Below are 14,536 nucleotides of genomic sequence, written 5' to 3'. Positions count from 1 at the left end.
ATATCAGTTAATTATTCAGCTTCACCGAAGCGGTCACGAAATAAGGTGGTGAGAGTTTGTATTGCCTCATTTTCATCATCGCCTTCGCAGCGTATTTCCACCGTTTTGCCGCCTTTTATTCCGGCGCGCATAATATTCATCATGCTGGTGGCATTAATATCATTACCCTCATAATGCAGCGTCACTTTACAGCTAAACTTTTTGGCGGCTTTCACCAGACACGCCGCCGGACGTGCATGCAGGCCAGTACTGTTTCTGACCTCCACGGTTTTACTCAACATAGTGCTCCTCCCGATGGTGTAATGGCATCACGCCTTCTTGCTGTAATTTCAACTGATACCAGCTTTTCCATTTGTGCTGATAACGCTGTAATTGATGGTATCTCGCCCGATTCGGTAACAAACGTTGGGCTATGGTAACTTGCGGCGGTGGAATATCCGGTGCGGCAGTTAATAATGCTCCGACAGAAACCGCCTCGTTAAATGCAATTGCTTCAACCGGACGCTGTAAAATATCCGCTTTTAATTGCAGCCAAAGGGGATTTTGGGTTGCCGGACCTATCACTTTTAACGCGCTGGTGCCAGGCACATTAAAACAGGCGAAGCAGTTGGCAAATTCCATGGTTAATCCCAGTGAGACGCTGGCAATTAACATGTCGATATTTAACGTATCGCCAAGCCCATAAAATAATCCACGAGTATGGCGATTTTTATAGGGCGAACCCGAACCGCGAAGATGTGGAATAAAGAGGGGAATGTCATCGAGCGACCAGTTCCCCGCCAGGTAATCCGCATGTCCGCGAGTAAGTGATGCGGCGATCTCCTCATCGGTTAGCCGGAACGTGTTACGCAGCCACTCCAGAGCGAAACCGCCCACGGGCAGCGACGCAAACAGGGTGAACTGGTTTGCAAGCGAATAACAGCCGTTTGCCAGCTTGTCACGTTTGGCCTGTTCATCCAGCGTCGGTTGTGTATCCAGTTGCAGAATGCCTTCTGTGGTCCCCGTCGAGTTAAGGATATCGCCCGGCATCATCTGCAACGCTCGCGCACCCACCATATGGTCATGTCCGGCCAGCGTCACGCTGACCGGTTGCGAGAACCCAACCGTTTTGCAGAGCGACTCGCTGACCCATCCGGCGTGTTCGCCTGGCTGCACCAATGGCGCAAATGCTGAACAGGGAACGTGTAACAACGCCGCCGCTTTCGCTGACCATTCGCCTTTGCGCACGTCAAGACACAGCGTGCGGCTGGCTAAGGTGATATCCGTGCGCTGTTCGCCGGTCAGCCGCCAGAGCAGTACTTCCGGCGCATGTAGCCAACGCAGGCCGCGGCGATTACGCAGTGGGTAATGTTCCAGCAACCAACGCATTTTGAAGGCAGAGTAATTGCTGTGCAGCGGTAACCCGCAAATGTCATAAAGTGCCGCACTGTCTGCCTCGCTAAGTGTAGCCAGATACTCTTCACCGCGACGGTCATACCATGCCAGCATTGGCGTCAGGATCTCGCCATGCTCGTCAAGGAACACGCCTGACTCGCCAAAACTGGCAATGCTTATCCGCCTGACTGGCAGCGGCGAAGCGGCGTTCAGTTGCGCTATCGCCTGGCGGACCTCCTGCCAGAGGGCGTCGATATCGAAATCGACATTGCCCTGTGGGGAGATCTGTTTTGCCGTCACGAATTTATGCGCGCCCAACGTCGTTGCGTCCAGGCAGGAAAAGCAGGTGACTTTGCAATTGGTGGTGCCAATATCGATAACGATAGCTGCGCTGTTATCAGGCATAAACCGTGCTCCGCGTCATTCGGAAAATACCATACAGTACCAGGGCGATAACCGGCACCAGACCAATGGCGATGAGATTGCCGTTGAAGATTTCCAGCAGCCAGAAGCGGAACGGGTTACCGCCATCAAGGAAACTGGAGACCTGGCCGCTGGAGCCTTCGGCAAATTTGAAATTAACGTCTTTCGCCATTCCGGTAATAAACGGCGCGATTTTAGTCGCAATCCACAGATCGGCAATAATCACCGGAATCGCCGCCAGAACGGTGCGGAAAATGTTGCCACGGCTGGCTAAAGCAATCATCGACGCCATTACCGCCAGGTTGGCAAGGTCGCCAAGCGGCAGGACTTCATTACCCGGAAGGACAAACGCGATAAAGACCGAGATTGGCGTCAGCAGCAGGGCGGTGGAGATAATCGCTGGGTTACCTACGGCAACGGCGATATCCAGGCCGATATAGAGATCGTCACGGTCAGGGTATTTGGCATTGAGATACTTTTTAATGGCTTCAGACAGCGGTAATAAACCTTCCATCAGAATGCGAACCATGCGTGGCAGGATGAACATCACACCGCCAATGCTGATGCCAAGCAGCAAGACTTTTTTGAAATCGTATCCGGCAATTACGCCGAGCAGAATGCCCAGAATAGTACCAACCATCATCGGTTCGCCGAATATGCCAAACTTTTTCTGTACGGTTTCCGGATCGATATGAATACGATTGAGGCCGGGGATATGGTCGATGATTTTGTCGACCAACAGACCGACCGGAAAGAACACCACCGAAGAGAGCGTCGGCAAAGAGATCCCTTCCAGGCCAAAGTATTTTTGTACCAGTGGCGCAGACCAGTCGGCGAGTTTAAGTACTACCACCGCAGCAATCGCCGCTGCCAGCAAACCAAAGAACAGGCTGCCGGTGCTGTAATAAACCAGCGTACCGGCAAGGGCAAAATGCCAGTAGTTCCACATATCTACGTCAACGGTGCGGGTTTTATTTAACGCCAGCATCGCCACGTTAATCAGAATAGTCAGGGGAATAACAAACGGGGCAATTGGCGAACCCCATGTAATAGCGGAAAGCGGCGGCCAGCCTAAATCCACCACCGGTAAATTAATTCCGGTGCGTTCAACCATCGCCTGGGCCGCTGGCCCGACATTGCTGGTAAGAATATCGAAAATGGCATAAATACCGACAAAACCAATGCCGACCGTTAATGACGAACGTAAGGCTTTAGCGGGTTTTACTTTAAAAAAGAGAGCAAGAATAAATAACACCAACGGCAACATTACCGTGGGACCAAATCCCAATATATATTGCACAATATTATAGAGGGTATGCGCGATATCGTTCATAATAAACCTCTTTTTCAGGCGAGAGCGCACCTCGCGTTAGCGCCTGATGGAGTGGGTTGAAATTAATTATTATTAATTACTTTTTAAGGATCGAAACAATTTGCGCCAGTACTTTCTCTTCGCCAATACCGGTAATAATCGGCAAGCCGTTAACCACCGGGACGTCGAGTTCATAAGGCACTTTAGTCGTTGAGACTACCAGTGCTACGCCGTCAGTATTTCCAGGTAAAGAGGCAACGTTGGTTTGGGAATAATTGACGTTAAGACCGTGCTCTTTACAATATTCCATGACTTTTTCTGTTACCGCCGTGGATGTGGCAATACCCGTGGCGCAGACAAATAAAATGGTTTGACTCATATTTCACCTCGTTCTTTCATTTTGTTTAAGATTACTGTGTGTATTTCTGTTGTTTCCATCGTAAGCAGGGCGCGCATAAAGGGCGTATCCTGAATCATCTCCATAATCCAGCCCAGGGCATTTAATTGTTTATTACTTTCACTTAAGGCGAGCAAAAAAATCACCCTGACATGTACGGGGTCAGGATCGCCGCCCATATCGGCAAACTCTACCGGTTCCGGAAGGATGCCGACGGCAATTGCATTGTGCCTGACATATTTATGGTCCGTGTGCGGAATGGCGACGCACGGTGGTTCGGTAGGCAGCCCCGTTGGGTACGTCGCCTCACGTTTCAGTACGTGATCGGCAAAATCAGGGACCACCAGCTCAGCAGCAACCAACGGTTGCGCTAACTGACGGATGATCTGTTCAACGCTTAACCCTGCCGGAAGTCGTTGAATATAATTTTCCTGAAACTGTATGCCTTGCATTTTATTCCTCATAAAAAAGTGTATTTAACTCAATTCCCGCCGTTGCAGCACGGTGCCCAGATAATATTTATTTCCTTTTAACCAGACGTTGCCAAACTCAACGGGTAACTCTCGGGAGAAAAAGACTAATTGCTCCAGATGCAAAACGGGTACATCTTCACAGATATCTAAAAAATGACCGCGTTCATTACCAATTAATCGCGCGGCATAGCGACTTTCCGAGTAACGAATTTTTCTTTTCGACAAACTTTCTATTGTTGGAAATAAATTGTGTTGATTAAAATCGATTTCCACGATGCCGGGGCATAGCTCAATATTGATACGGTTCTCTATCAGCATCGCTTTTTCATCACCAATTGAACGTAAACGCTCAAGGTAAAGAATATCCTGACCGGGCGTTATTCTTAATTTCTCTGCCACATAACGATTAGCCGGTTCAATCCGTGACGTAATAACTTCAGTGGTAAAGTGTATTTTCTGGCTTTCCAGCGATTCCGCGAATGACAATAATCCTTCACCTAACGGATATGCCACGTTCTCTTTTTTGACAAATGTTCCCTTCCCCTGGACCTGAATCAACACGCCTTGTTTTACCAGTTGGGCGACAGCTTTTTTAACGGTTCCCCGACTCACTTCCAGCATATCCATAATCTGGTATTCCGAAGGAATGCGATCGTCTTCCACCAGATCCCCGGTATAAATATTTTCTCTTATCCACTCCACCACTTGTTGATAGAGCGGTATTTGTGACGACTTACTCAATGATTTCATGGCGCGCACCTGAACATTTACAGTTGTCTATGGACAATCATGGACAACTTCAAGCGTATAGTAGGTGAACAGGCGAAAAAGAGGATCGAAGCGTCTCACATTTTAGGGGACTAAATCGTGATCAAAAAAATGTGACGTGAGTCGATATTTGGCAGAAGTCTACTGCGCCGTCAGGAAATAACGGCGCGTTGGGAGGTGTTAATCTTCCTTCGGCAGGCACTGCAAATGCCCGTGCCGCACGCCGCGCTGGGCGATGACGTCATCGGCAAAATGCTGCACGTCGCCCATGTCACCTTTCAACACGGCGATTTCCAGACAGTCGTCGTGATTAATGTGCACATGCAGCGTGGCGACTGAGAGATCGTGGTGATGGTGCTGGGTGGAGACAATACGGCTGGCTAAGTCGCGTTTTTCGTGTTCATACACATACGACAGCACCGCGAAACCTTGCGTGCCGTGCTGCTGGGTAGCTTCCTGCGCCAGGGCGCTACGCAGAATATCGCGGATAGCTTCGGAACGGTTGTTATAGCCACGACGCTGGCTCAGGCTGTCCAGCGTCTCCAGTAAATCGTCATCAAGCGTGATGGTAACTCGTTGCATAGACTTAAACCTTTTCTGTGGCGCGACGGCGCACGGGGTATGCGGGTAATACCGCGTTTTGTAGCACACGTCCGGCGTCAGAGGAAAAGGTTAATTTATCTCCCACCACCTGGGTTTCGACGATTTGCCCGTTGTCCATCACCATCACTCGCTGGCAAAAGCGTTCCACCAGGCGTAAGTCATGAGTGATGAACAGGCAGGCAGTGCCAAACTGTTGTTGTAGCTTTTTCAGCAGGCGAATGACGCCCGCCTGTAACACGAGATCAAGGTTAGAAACGGCTTCATCCAGAATCAGTAGTTTCGGTTCGACCGCCAGCGCGCGAGCCAGGCAGACGCGCTGGAGCTGACCGCCGCTTAACTGCGGTGGGCGTTTGTCTAGAACGCTGTCATCGAGATCGACCGCCTTCAGCATTTCGCTGGCGCGTGCCAGTTGTTCCGATTTTTTTAGCGATAGCAGGTGGCGCATCGGCTCGCGCAGGATCTCGCGCACGGTTTTGCGCGGATTCACGGCGCTGATGGAGTCCTGAAATACCATCTGAATATCGCGGCGGAACGCTTTACGCTGGGCGCGATTGAGCTTTGCCAACGGTTCGCCGCGCCAGCTAATATTCCCTTGTGAGGGAGACTCTAAGCCTACCAGCAGCCGCGCGAGAGTGCTTTTTCCGCAGCCGCTGCGCCCCAGCAGAGCGACGGTTTCGCCGCTTTTCAGAGTCAAAGAAACGTTATTCAGCACCGCCTGGTGTTGATGTTTGCCGCTAAATCCACCGTGCGCATAGTGATGGGAAAGGTCGGAGACGTTAAGTAAAGTCATGATGCCAGCTCCATACCGTAGAGGGCGAGATGAGCGGAAACCAGGCTGCGCGTTACCGCATGTTTGGGGGCATTAAACAGCGTTTCTACATCGCCCTGTTCGACAATTTTACCGTGTGACATCACCGCCACGTCATCCGCCAGACGCGCCACAACGCCCATATCATGGGTCACCAGCAGCATTCCCGGCGCTTGTTTTTGCATAATGCTTTCCAGCAGATCGAGGATGCGCGCCTGTGCTACCACGTCGAGATCGGTGGTCGGTTCATCGGCGATGATAAACGGCGATTCACACAACACCGCCATCGCAATCATCATGCGCTGCAACATGCCGCCGCTCATCTCGAACGGGTACAGCTTCAACACGCGCGCGGCGTTTTCCAACCCCACCGCTTCTAAAGCAGCGGTAAGCGTGGCGTCATCGGCGGGTTTCCCTAACGCCAGGCAGGTTTCCCGCGCGTGGGTGTGCATGGTGTGAAGCGGATTAAAGGCGCTGCGCGGGTTCTGCATGATGGTGGCAATTTTGATGCCGCGCAGGGCGCAGGGAGAAACCGGTTTGCCATCGGCTAAAATTTCCCCCGCCGTCTGGCGAACGCCTGCGGGCAGAATGCCCAGTGCGGCGGCGCAGGTTAATGATTTCCCGCTGCCGCTACTGCCGACTAACGCCAGCACGCGCCCGCGTTGCAGAGTTAACGATACGCCGTGCACCAGCGGTTGCGCGGCCTGTAGCGCGATATTACGTAGTTCAATCTGTTGCGGCATTAGTGTGCGTGCTCCGTCACCAGATGAGGGTCCAGATGATCGCGCAGTGCGTCACCCACCAGGTTAAAGGCCATCACGCTGATAAACAGCGCCAGCCCCGGCCAGAACATTTGCAGCGGCTGGGTCCAGATATACTGGCGCGCGTCGTTAATCATCACGCCCCATTCGGCGGTAGGCGCGGTCACGCCGAGGCCGAGGAAGGACATCCCCGCGACGTGGAGCATCATATGACCAATATCCAGCGTCGCCAGCACCAGCAGCGAGGGGATCACCGCGCCTGCCAGATGATCGACAAACACCCGCACATGGCCCGCGCCGGAAAGCCGTGACGCCAGCACAAACTCGCGCTGGCGTAGCGAAATCACCAGGCTGCGCACCATGCGCGCATACCACGCCCAGTGCGACAGGGCGATGGCGATAATCACGTTGGTCAACCCGGTGCCGAGTACGCCGACCATAAAGAACGACAGAATCGAAGTCGGGAAGGTCATAAACATATCCGCGACGCGCATGGTGGCCTGATCAACGCGCCCGCCAATCAGCCCGGCGCTGCCGCCAATAACTAGCCCTAATGTCAGCACCAGCAGCAGGCAGGCCATTACCGAGCCGAGCGACACGCGGGTCGCCGCCATCAGCCGCGAGAAAATATCGCGCCCTAAATGATCGGTACCCAACCAGTGCTGCGCATCCGGCGAAAGCAGGCGCGACGGCAAATCAATCGCCTGGGGGTCATACGGCAGCCACCACTGGCTGGTGAGCGCAATCAGCGCCAGCAGGGCGATAATGATCAGCGCCAGGCGTACCGACCAGCGGGAAGAGAGGAAAAAGTTCACGCGTGGGCTCCTTCATGACGACGAATGCGCGGGTCCAGCGCGGCGTTGAGCAAATCGACAATCAAATTACAGACCACAAAAACCACCACCATCATCAGCGTAAAGCACTGGATCACCGGATAGTCACGGTTAAAAATCGCCGACACCGCATAGCGCCCGACGCCCGGCCAGGCAAAGATGTTTTCGATAATCATCGTCCCGCCAATCAGTTCGCCAATGTGCATCCCCACGGCGGTGATCATCGGCAGCGAGGCATTGCGCAGAATATGACGACGCTCGGTCTGTTTGTCATTCAGGCCGCGTAGCCGCGCCCAGGTGACGTGACGCTGACCGGCGACGTCCAGCATACTGGCGCGCAGCAGCCGCGCGTTAATCGCCAGCGACATAAAGGCAATGGAAACCGCAGGCAAAATGATGTGCTGCCAGCCGCCGTAGCCCATCGCGGGTAGCCATTGCAGATATACCGAAAACGCCATCACCAGCAAAAACGCCAGCCAGAAGTTGGGCATCGACACGCCGAGAAACGCGATGAAACGGACGGCGAAATCGGGCAAGCGATCGCGGTGGCGTGCAGCCCAGATACCGAGCGGCACGGAGGTGAGCAGAATTAATACCAGCGCCGCACCCGCCAGTTCCAGCGTGGCGGGCAGGAAGTTCAGCATATCGTCCAGCACCGGGCGTTGGCTGGCGAATGAGATACCGAAATCAAGATGCAGCGCCTTCCATAGCCAGGTGCCGTATTGCACGTACAGCGGCTGATCCAGCCCCAGCATGGTGCGGGTAGAGGTCAGCATCTCCGGCGTCGGCGGCAGGTTAGATAAACGCAAATAATCAAGCGCCGGGTCGCCGGTGCCGAGGCGCAGCATCAAAAAAATGATCACCGAGGCGGCGAGCACCATCGGGATCAGCAGCAGAAAGCGGCGTAATACGTAACGCAACATTAAGGTTTCACCGGTTTAATCTGTTCGAACGGAATTTCGGTGGCGATCGGCGCGTAGGGGATGTTACCCAGCTCCGGTTTTGATACCACCATCATTGAGATGTAACTGATAGGCAGATAAACCGCCTCGTCATGCAGACGGGTCAGAATGTCGCGATACAGCGCCTGACGTTGCGTTTCGTCATGGGTTGCCAGCACTTCGCCGATCTCTTTATCAATCAGCGGCTTGTCGGCTAATCCTTGCTGTGCCTGGAAATCAGCGTGCGACGGTACGCGCATTGAACTCAGGAAGGCGTGTGGATCGTATGGCGCGCCCCAGGTGCGGTGGAAAATCATGCCAAAACGACCGTCGCGCTGACGAGCATAGATACTGCTCTCTTCTTCGCCAATCAGCGAGACATCTGCGCCAACCTGGCGCATATCAGCCTGAATGATTTCCGCCATCGATTTACTTAACGCATCGGTGCCGATGAACGACAGTTCAATGCGCAGCGGCTGACCATTTTTCTCGCGGATGTCTTTGCCCGCAGGCAACGTCCAACCGGCTTTTTCCAGCAACGCTTTCGCTTTCTGCGGATCGTACTGGCGCGGTTTCAGGCCGAGGTTGGCGTAGGGTACAGAAGGAGCAAACAGGGTGTCGGCGACCTGCTGGGTGCCATACAACGCGTTATCAATCAGCGATTTTTTGTTTACCGCGTAATTAAGAGCTTCACGTACGGCCAGCTCGTTGGTGGGGGCTTTGGCGGTATTGAGCGCCAGCATCACGGTTTCGATCGGCTGTGACAGTTGGGTGTGGTAAGCCGGGTTCTGGCTAAAGCGGGCGAAGGTATCGAGCGGTAATAACCCTTCGTTTCCGTACAGCAGGTCGATATCGCCAGTTTCAAACGCCACCGCGCGGGTAGTCGGGTCCGGGATCACGTTAAAGGTGATCTTTTTAATCGCTGGCTTTTCGCCCCAGTAGTTTTCGTTACGGACGAAGACATCGTACTGATTCAGTTTCGATTCCTGTAAAACCCACGGCCCGGTGCCAATCGGCGCTTTAATTCCGTTCATGGTTTCGTGGTTTTTAAACTGCGAGGGTGCGATAAAACGGAAAGGACGGGGCAGGGCCAGTTCTTGCAGGAAAGGATAGTAGGCGCTTTTCAGGGTGATTTGCAGCTCGTTTTTACTGAGTGCTTTGACATCAACAATCTGGTTTGCCAGCTCCAGCCAGGCGTGACGTTGACGGTTATCGAGCACTGCGCGGAAGTTTTCTGCCGCCGCCTCTGCATCAAACGGTTCGCCGTTGGAGAATTTCACGTCATCACGCAGGGTGAAGGTCCAGGTTTTGCCATCTTCAGAATGAGTCCAGCTTTTTGCCAGCCACGGGATCACCGAACCGTCTGCCTGATATTTCACCAATGGTTCATAAACCATGCTCTGGGCGAACATCTGGTTAGGCGTGTAAAGGTGCGGGTTTAGTGGCCCGACATTCACCGGCCAGGCGGTGGTGATTTCATCTGGTGCAGCGGCATGGACGATAAAAGACGCACAAGCCAGCAGCGCAAATAGAGTGCGGCGGAGTGTAGAGAACATGGTAACCCCAATGGATTAAAATAGATGGCGGAAATAAGTATGACGATTTTAAGTATTCGTCATACTGATTACCTGTTCTGGATCAATAGATGGGCAGTCGGGTGGGCGGATCAGTTAACTGAATCGATCCATTGCACACTGTCGGCGGAGAGCGTAAAGGGGGTAGGGGTGCAGATCGCCAGGCTTAAATTTTCTAGCTGACAATGGCTGACTGACAGTGATGAGTGATAGGTGCTGTCTACGCTGACGATTTGCCAGGCGCTGCCGCCACGCTGTTTAACGATGGCTTCTTTGCGCGTCCAGATGCGCCAGAACATTTCCAGTTGCTGATCGGGATGCACGGCGTCCATCTCAGCGTGTTCCCCGAGGCTGAACACGGCGTTCGCCAGCCAGCGCCAGTTGGCGCGCGGGCGAATCACTTCGATATCGCAGCCGACTTCGCCTTCATCGCTCAACAGCAGGGCGATATCGTCACCGCTATGGCTTAAGTTGAACCATAGCGGCGTTTCCGGCGCGAATGCCGGTTTGCCTTGTTCGCCATAGATGATCTCCGGTAGCGGGGAAAGCGTGTGCGAAAGTAATGCACGCCCCGCCAGCCAGCGTTCGCGTCGTGGACCTTGCGGTGCTTGATCGCGTAAAGCCGGTGGCAGTGGAGCTGCGCTTAAGGTCGAAACTTTCCCCAGAACTATCCGATACATATCAGGGCCAACGTTTAATGATGATGGATGTATTAATGCCGCCAAAGGCAAAGTTGTTACTCTGCAAAAACTCACAATCAACCTTGCGGGCTTCATGCATGATGTAATCCAGCGCGCCACAGTTCGGGTCTGGTTTATTCAGGTTTAGCGTAGGCGCAAACCAACCTTCGCGCATCATTTGCAGACTCATCCAGGCTTCGAGCGCGCCACAGGCACCAAGCGTATGACCAAAATAACTTTTCAGCGAGGAGAGCGGCACATTATCACCGTAAATGGTTGCTGTCGCCAGACTTTCTGCCATATCACCACGATCGGTCGCCGTACCATGCGCCGAAATATAGCCGATATCACTTGCACTTAACCCGGCGATTTTTAACGATTTTTCCATACAATATTGCATGGTCTCACGCTGAGGCTGGGTAATATGTGCCGCGTCGCAGTTAGTCGCAAAGCCGACGATTTCACCGTAAATGGTCGCGCCGCGCGCTTTGGCGTGCTCCAGTTCTTCAAGAATCAGCGTACCTGCGCCTTCACCAATCACCAGCCCGTCGCGGTTTTCATCGAACGGTGAAGGTGTGGTTTTCGGCGCATCATTGTGCTGGCTGGTGGCGAAAAGTGTATCAAATACCGCTGCTTCTGAAGGGCATAACTCTTCGGCACCACCAGCAACCATCACCGTTTGATAACCGTGGCGAATGGCTTCCCACGCATAACCGATCGCCTGGCTGCCGGAGGTACAGGCGCTGGAGGTCGGGATCACCCGCCCGCGCAGGCCGAAAAACAGACCGGTATTAACGGCGGTGGTGTGCGGCATCATCTGTACATAGGTGGTGCCGGTGATGTTATTGGTGTGCTTTTCCGTCAGCATGGTGGCAAATTCGCTCACCGGACCGGTACTGCCGGTCGATGAACCGTACGCAATGCCCGTTTCGCCGCTGGTTAATATCGGATCGCCAATCAATCCTGCCTGCTCTAACGCCAGCTCGCTGGCACGGGTCGACATTTGCGACACGCGGCCCATCGCACGGATACGCTTGCGGGTGTAGTGCTCCGGTAGCGTGAAATCATCAACAGGCGCGCCAAGCAGGGTGTGCAGACCATCGTAGACCTGCCACTCCGGCATTTTGCGCACTGCATTCTCATACGCCAGCAGACGCGCGGAAACGTCCTGCCAGTTTTCACCAAAGGCAGTCACGCCGCCCATTCCTGTAATCACTACGCGACGTGTCATAACATCCCTCCGTTGATGGAAATAACCTGGCGGGTGACGTAACCCGCAATATCAGACATTAAATAGCTGGCAAGCCCGGCAACTTCTTCCGCCTGGCCCATGCGTTTCATGGGGATCATCGACATTGCCTCTTTCAGGGCGCTCTCTTCCATTTCGATCATCCCGGTATCAATAAGCCCCGGCGCGATGCAGTTGACGGTGATTTTGCGCTTCGCGAGTTCGATAGCCAGTGCTTTTGTTGCGCCGATAATTCCGGCTTTGGCAGCGCTGTAGTTCACCTGTCCGCGATTGCCCATCACGCCGGAAACCGAGGACAGCGTGATGATGCGTCCACCCTGGCGTGTGCCGATCATCGGCATAATGCACGGCTGAATAACGTTGTAGAAACTGTCGAGATTGGTGTGGATCACCGCATCCCAGTCGTCATCGCTTAAAGCCGGAAAAGCGGCATCGCGGGCGATCCCGGCGTTACTAACCACGCCGTACCAGGCACCGTTTTGCGCGATTTCGTGCTCCAGCACTTCCCGACACTGTTCGCGGTTTGCGACGTCGAAACTGAGCAAACGCCCGTTACCCCCGTTGGCGACAATGGCATTTAGCGTTTCCTGAGCGCCTGTGGCGTCACGGTGATAGTGAACGCCAATATTAAAGCCGTCTGCCGCCAGTTGGCAGGCGATGGCGCGACCAATGCCTTTGCTGGCACCAGTAACCAGAACTGAACGACTCATCAGGACGCTCCTTGTTGAAACAGGGTGGTAAGTTCTTCCGCGGTCGGCTGGAAGGTGTTAATGCGGCCCGTTGCCGTGCCGTTGTTGATGCTGCACTCAAAACTGCCGAAGCGATCGTCTTGCATCAGGAGTTTGACGGTAATGGTCAGCGTCTGGCCTGCGGGCAGAATGCCAGCGGCGCAAAGCAATTCACGTGCGCCCAGTACCATCCCTAACTCAATACTGTTTTTGCCCTGCTGGTGGCGATGCCAGCCAGACCAGACGCCGACGGTTTGCGCCATCAATTCAAGGGCAAACCAGCCAGGGAGATTGCCGTCCGGGTCGAGAAACGGTGCCAGTACGCCACTGGGCGAGACCGTTACACGGCACACCGCGCTGTCATCGCTGACGCTCACCACTTCTTCCAGCAGTAACATGGGCGCGTCGTGGGGCAGATAAGCGCCGGGGGATAAATAGTGGCTCACGAAACCCTCCCGAGCAGAATGCTGGCGTTATTGCCGCCAAAGGCGAAGGAATTGGACAGGATCACCGGACGTGCCAGCGGCTGTGGTTGTTCGATAATGCCGCACGGTGGCAGCGTGGGATCGCGCGGCGACAGGCTGAAGTCCTGAGCGGGCAGCGGTAAATCACGCTCTAAGATCAACATACTGATTGCCGCTTCGGTAATGCCCGCTGCGCCCAGCGTGTGTCCGGTCAAATGTTTGGTGGAGCTGCACGGTACGCGTTCGCCAAACAGGGCGTTTACCACCATCGATTCAATCTGGTCGTTGAGTTGTGTGGCGGTGCCGTGCAGGTTGATATAGCCCACCTCATCCGGCGTAAGCTGCGCATCAGCCAGCGCCTGGTTAATGGCGCGAATTGCGCCTTCGCCCTGTGGATGCGGGGCCGAAATATGATAAGCGTCGCTCGATTCACCGACGCCCAGCAAGGCGATGGGCTGCGGTTCGCGGGTCAACAGCATCAGCCCCGCACCTTCGCCAATGGTGATGCCCGCGCGGTCACGACCAAACGGCTGACATAAGGTTGGCGAGAGCGATTCGAGGCTGTGAAAACCGTTAATCGGCATTCGGCTCAGGGTGTCTGCACCACCCACAATGGCGGCATCGACCAGCCCCGCCTCGATAAGCCTGCGCCCGCTGATCATCGCTCTGGCACTGGAGGAGCAGGCGGTTGAAAGGGTATAAGCTGGGCCGTCGAGCGCCAGCCAGTGGCTGAGAAAACGCGACGGATCGCCGAGCTCTTGTTGTGCATAGTGCCACGTGGTGCTCGGCTGCCCGTGGGTGCGCAGGTTAACGTGCGTGTCGCCTTCATGCAGGCCGGAGGTGCTGGTGCCAAGCACAATCGCGATGCGCTCGCGGCCATATTTCGCAATAGCGTCATCAACCTGCGGCTGGATCTGCGCCAGCGCCGCCAGCAGGATCTGATTGTTGCGCGAGCGGTGCGCAGCGAATTTTTCCGGGATAACCGGAAGCTCGCCATCCACGCCAGCCAGGACCGCCTGCGGATGCCCCTGCAACCAGCCTGCGCGCGGGCGCATGCCGGGAGCGACACCGCGAGTCAGGTTGGCTGCGATATCGTCAAGGTTATTTCCCAGGGCGTTGATCATGCCGACGGCGGAAATGTAAATCAT

Annotated in this window: 17 protein-coding genes; all 17 read right to left on the bottom strand. The window is 54.4% G+C overall.

Annotated elements, in window-relative coordinates; genetic code table 11:
* Window positions 1-11: 11 nt before the first annotated feature.
* The 17 genes from G434_RS10950 to G434_RS11030 all read right to left on the bottom strand — a co-directional run bounded on the left by G434_RS10950 (window position 12) and on the right by G434_RS11030 (window position 14,536).
* Window positions 12-281, bottom strand: coding sequence for an HPr family phosphocarrier protein (locus tag G434_RS10950; RefSeq protein ID WP_000949584.1), 270 nt, complete (start codon window positions 279-281; stop codon window positions 12-14).
* Window positions 271-1,779 (bottom strand): FGGY-family carbohydrate kinase, encoded by a 1,509-nt coding sequence (locus G434_RS10955; RefSeq protein WP_001309819.1) that lies wholly within the window; start codon window positions 1,777-1,779, stop codon window positions 271-273. Before G434_RS10955 ends, G434_RS10950 begins: the two co-directional genes overlap by 11 nt.
* Entirely contained in the window at window positions 1,772-3,130 is a 1,359-nt protein-coding gene (locus tag G434_RS10960) for a PTS galactitol transporter subunit IIC (protein ID WP_001306345.1), read from the bottom strand. Before G434_RS10960 ends, G434_RS10955 begins: the two co-directional genes overlap by 8 nt.
* Window positions 3,131-3,206: 76 nt before the next feature.
* A complete protein-coding gene (locus tag G434_RS10965) occupies window positions 3,207-3,488 on the bottom strand; it encodes a PTS sugar transporter subunit IIB (protein ID WP_000084021.1) in 282 nt (93 codons plus the stop codon).
* Entirely contained in the window at window positions 3,485-3,958 is a 474-nt protein-coding gene (locus G434_RS10970; RefSeq protein ID WP_001377099.1) for a PTS sugar transporter subunit IIA, read from the bottom strand. Before G434_RS10970 ends, G434_RS10965 begins: the two co-directional genes overlap by 4 nt.
* A 24-nt stretch (window positions 3,959-3,982) precedes the next feature.
* Complete coding sequence (locus G434_RS10975; protein ID WP_001322918.1) at window positions 3,983-4,729, bottom strand: GntR family transcriptional regulator; 747 nt, start codon at window positions 4,727-4,729, stop codon at window positions 3,983-3,985.
* A gap of 198 nt (window positions 4,730-4,927) precedes the next feature.
* The gene (nikR, locus tag G434_RS10980) at window positions 4,928-5,329 is read right to left on the bottom strand and encodes a nickel-responsive transcriptional regulator NikR (protein WP_001190062.1); all 402 of its coding nucleotides are present in this window, start codon (window positions 5,327-5,329) and stop codon (window positions 4,928-4,930) included.
* Between the two features lie 4 nt (window positions 5,330-5,333).
* The gene (nikE, locus tag G434_RS10985; protein WP_000173693.1) at window positions 5,334-6,140 is read right to left on the bottom strand and encodes a nickel import ATP-binding protein NikE; all 807 of its coding nucleotides are present in this window, start codon (window positions 6,138-6,140) and stop codon (window positions 5,334-5,336) included.
* Window positions 6,137-6,901, bottom strand: coding sequence for a nickel import ATP-binding protein NikD (gene nikD, locus G434_RS10990; RefSeq protein WP_001136250.1), 765 nt, complete (start codon window positions 6,899-6,901; stop codon window positions 6,137-6,139). The genes nikE and nikD overlap by 4 nt, the downstream gene beginning before the upstream one ends.
* The gene (gene nikC, locus G434_RS10995) at window positions 6,901-7,734 is read right to left on the bottom strand and encodes a nickel ABC transporter permease subunit NikC (protein WP_001008963.1); all 834 of its coding nucleotides are present in this window, start codon (window positions 7,732-7,734) and stop codon (window positions 6,901-6,903) included. The genes nikD and nikC overlap by 1 nt, the downstream gene beginning before the upstream one ends.
* Window positions 7,731-8,675: a nickel ABC transporter permease subunit NikB gene (gene nikB, locus G434_RS11000; protein WP_000947088.1), complete on the bottom strand. Its 945-nt coding sequence runs from the start codon at window positions 8,673-8,675 to the stop codon at window positions 7,731-7,733. Before nikB ends, nikC begins: the two co-directional genes overlap by 4 nt.
* Window positions 8,675-10,249 (bottom strand): nickel ABC transporter substrate-binding protein, encoded by a 1,575-nt coding sequence (gene nikA, locus G434_RS11005; protein ID WP_000493127.1) that lies wholly within the window; start codon window positions 10,247-10,249, stop codon window positions 8,675-8,677. Before nikA ends, nikB begins: the two co-directional genes overlap by 1 nt.
* Before the next feature lie 110 nt (window positions 10,250-10,359).
* Window positions 10,360-10,947 (bottom strand): 4'-phosphopantetheinyl transferase AcpT, encoded by a 588-nt coding sequence (gene acpT, locus G434_RS11010; protein WP_000285765.1) that lies wholly within the window; start codon window positions 10,945-10,947, stop codon window positions 10,360-10,362.
* A 1-nt stretch (window position 10,948) separates the two neighbouring features.
* Window positions 10,949-12,178, bottom strand: a complete 1,230-nt coding sequence (locus G434_RS11015) for a beta-ketoacyl-ACP synthase (RefSeq protein ID WP_000198470.1) — start codon at window positions 12,176-12,178, stop codon at window positions 10,949-10,951.
* Complete coding sequence (locus G434_RS11020; RefSeq protein WP_000091666.1) at window positions 12,175-12,906, bottom strand: 3-ketoacyl-ACP reductase FabG2; 732 nt, start codon at window positions 12,904-12,906, stop codon at window positions 12,175-12,177. Before G434_RS11020 ends, G434_RS11015 begins: the two co-directional genes overlap by 4 nt.
* Window positions 12,906-13,370 (bottom strand): hotdog family protein, encoded by a 465-nt coding sequence (locus G434_RS11025; protein WP_000020249.1) that lies wholly within the window; start codon window positions 13,368-13,370, stop codon window positions 12,906-12,908. The genes G434_RS11020 and G434_RS11025 overlap by 1 nt, the downstream gene beginning before the upstream one ends.
* On the bottom strand, window positions 13,367-14,536 hold the full coding sequence (locus tag G434_RS11030; RefSeq protein WP_001306340.1) for a beta-ketoacyl-[acyl-carrier-protein] synthase family protein: 1,170 nt from the start codon (window positions 14,534-14,536) through the stop codon (window positions 13,367-13,369). Before G434_RS11030 ends, G434_RS11025 begins: the two co-directional genes overlap by 4 nt.

The organism is Escherichia sp. KTE172 (assembly GCF_000408845.1).
Lineage (GTDB): Bacteria > Pseudomonadota > Gammaproteobacteria > Enterobacterales > Enterobacteriaceae > Escherichia > Escherichia coli.
Note: the sequence above shows the minus strand (reverse complement) of the source record. Positions and strands in the feature narration are given on the sequence as shown.

Coding starts and splice junctions, on each gene's coding strand:
- G434_RS10950 (WP_000949584.1), bottom strand. CDS start 281: ATGTTGAGTAAAACCGTGGAGGTCAGAAACAGTACTGGCCTGCATGCA.
- G434_RS10955 (WP_001309819.1), bottom strand. CDS start 1,779: ATGCCTGATAACAGCGCAGCTATCGTTATCGATATTGGCACCACCAAT.
- G434_RS10960 (WP_001306345.1), bottom strand. CDS start 3,130: ATGAACGATATCGCGCATACCCTCTATAATATTGTGCAATATATATTG.
- G434_RS10965 (WP_000084021.1), bottom strand. CDS start 3,488: ATGAGTCAAACCATTTTATTTGTCTGCGCCACGGGTATTGCCACATCC.
- G434_RS10970 (WP_001377099.1), bottom strand. CDS start 3,958: ATGCAAGGCATACAGTTTCAGGAAAATTATATTCAACGACTTCCGGCA.
- G434_RS10975 (WP_001322918.1), bottom strand. CDS start 4,729: ATGAAATCATTGAGTAAGTCGTCACAAATACCGCTCTATCAACAAGTG.
- nikR (WP_001190062.1), bottom strand. CDS start 5,329: ATGCAACGAGTTACCATCACGCTTGATGACGATTTACTGGAGACGCTG.
- nikE (WP_000173693.1), bottom strand. CDS start 6,140: ATGACTTTACTTAACGTCTCCGACCTTTCCCATCACTATGCGCACGGT.
- nikD (WP_001136250.1), bottom strand. CDS start 6,901: ATGCCGCAACAGATTGAACTACGTAATATCGCGCTACAGGCCGCGCAA.
- nikB (WP_000947088.1), bottom strand. CDS start 8,675: ATGTTGCGTTACGTATTACGCCGCTTTCTGCTGCTGATCCCGATGGTG.
- nikA (WP_000493127.1), bottom strand. CDS start 10,249: ATGTTCTCTACACTCCGCCGCACTCTATTTGCGCTGCTGGCTTGTGCG.
- acpT (WP_000285765.1), bottom strand. CDS start 10,947: ATGTATCGGATAGTTCTGGGGAAAGTTTCGACCTTAAGCGCAGCTCCA.
- G434_RS11015 (WP_000198470.1), bottom strand. CDS start 12,178: ATGACACGTCGCGTAGTGATTACAGGAATGGGCGGCGTGACTGCCTTT.
- G434_RS11020 (WP_000091666.1), bottom strand. CDS start 12,906: ATGAGTCGTTCAGTTCTGGTTACTGGTGCCAGCAAAGGCATTGGTCGC.
- G434_RS11030 (WP_001306340.1), bottom strand. CDS start 14,536: ATGATTTACATTTCCGCCGTCGGCATGATCAACGCCCTGGGAAATAAC.